Below are 1,453 nucleotides of genomic sequence, written 5' to 3' on the forward strand. Positions count from 1 at the left end.
TGCTCAGCTTTCATTTTACGCAGCTGATTCAGACTCAGACGGCTCATGCTTTTTTCTCTTTCACCGGCAGCGGATTGTAGTACTGCCGACCACTTTGAATAGTGCAAATTTGATCCAGCAGCTGCTGGTAATCGGCTTCACTTTTCACCAGATCAATCTGCTCGGCATTGACAATCAGTAACGGTGACGCATCGTAATAATGGAAAAAGTCAGCATAGGAATCCGCCAGACGTTTGAGATAAGCATCTTCGACATGTTGTTCATAACTTATACCGCGCTGCGAAATCCGGGTTTTCAATGTCGGCAAAGAGGCTTGCAGATAAATCACCAGATCTGGCGTCCGGTGATGCAGAGTGAGATTTTCATAAACCATGTTGTATAAAGCCAGTTCATCATCATCCAGTGATATCTGTGCAAACAAGCGATCCTTTTCCAGCATAAAATCCGCCACGTGCAGCGAAGTGAATAAATCGTCCTGCTGTAAGGTTTTGGCTAACTTGACGCGCTGCATCAAAAAACTTAATTGTGTTGCCAAAGCCGATTGCTTGGGATGCAGATAATAACGTTCTAAAAATGGATTTTGTTCCGGTGCTTCTAATAATGTGCTCCCGGAAAAGCTCTCCGCCAACCGTTTGACCAGATGAGTTTTGCCGACACCAATCGGGCCTTCAACAACAATATAACGATGCGACAATGTTTTCATAAGCTAGTGTATTCCACTTGTTGTAAATCACCTTGCGGACATAATGGCAATATTTCCTGCAAGTTACCAATACCGGGAATTTCAACATCCGGTGCTATTTCAGCTAACGGATATAACACAAAGGCTCGTTCATGCATGCCTGGATGCGGTATTTTCAATCGCTCATCATCCAATATCTGATCGCCGTAGAGCAAGATATCCAAATCCAGTGTCCGTTCCCCCCAATGCCGTTTACGCTCTCGACCATGCAATTGTTCTACGGACTGTAAAACGTCCAGTAACTGGTGCGGATTAAGGATTGTTTTCAATGCTAATACAGCATTGATGTAAACCGGCTGATCTGCTGGTCCCATTGGCGGACTTTGGTAAAGGGAAGATACTGAAACAATGGTTATTTCAGCGATTGCCTGCAAATCATTGATGGCGGTTTTAATCTGTTGCAGCGGGTTTTCCAGATTACTGCCAAGTCCAATATAAACCAGCATTATTCAACTTTTTTAATAACTGGTTTGCGGCGACGGCGACGACGTGGTTTACGTTTTTCTGCTTCTCCACCCGCACCTAAGGCATTCACCATATCGGATTGGGTGTTTGCCGATGCTTGTTGAAAAGTTGTCCACCAATCAGTTAATTCCTGCAGCGGTTCACCGGACTGTGCCCGAAGTGCCAGAAAATCGTAACCCGCACGAAATTTAGGGTGCAACAACAAAGCAAATGCCCGTTTACCCTGACGACGTGTCAAACGGGGTT

The 1,453-nt window shown here is 45.1% G+C and carries 2 protein-coding genes and 1 pseudogene; all 3 read right to left on the minus strand.

What is annotated here, in order from left to right:
- Positions 1 to 43: 43 nt before the first annotated feature.
- Complete coding sequence (locus B3O33_RS11065; protein ID WP_292363592.1) at positions 44 to 703, minus strand: deoxynucleoside kinase; 660 nt, start codon at positions 701 to 703, stop codon at positions 44 to 46.
- On the minus strand, positions 700 to 1,188 hold the full coding sequence (folK, locus tag B3O33_RS11070) for a 2-amino-4-hydroxy-6-hydroxymethyldihydropteridine diphosphokinase (protein ID WP_292363593.1): 489 nt from the start codon (positions 1,186 to 1,188) through the stop codon (positions 700 to 702). Before folK ends, B3O33_RS11065 begins: the two co-directional genes overlap by 4 nt.
- Positions 1,188 to 1,453, minus strand: a pseudogene (locus B3O33_RS11075) (polynucleotide adenylyltransferase PcnB); the annotation flags it as partial. The gene folK and the pseudogene B3O33_RS11075, both read right to left, overlap by 1 nt.

Source organism: Methylophaga sp. UBA1464 (assembly GCF_002325665.1).
GTDB lineage: Bacteria > Pseudomonadota > Gammaproteobacteria > Nitrosococcales > Methylophagaceae > Methylophaga.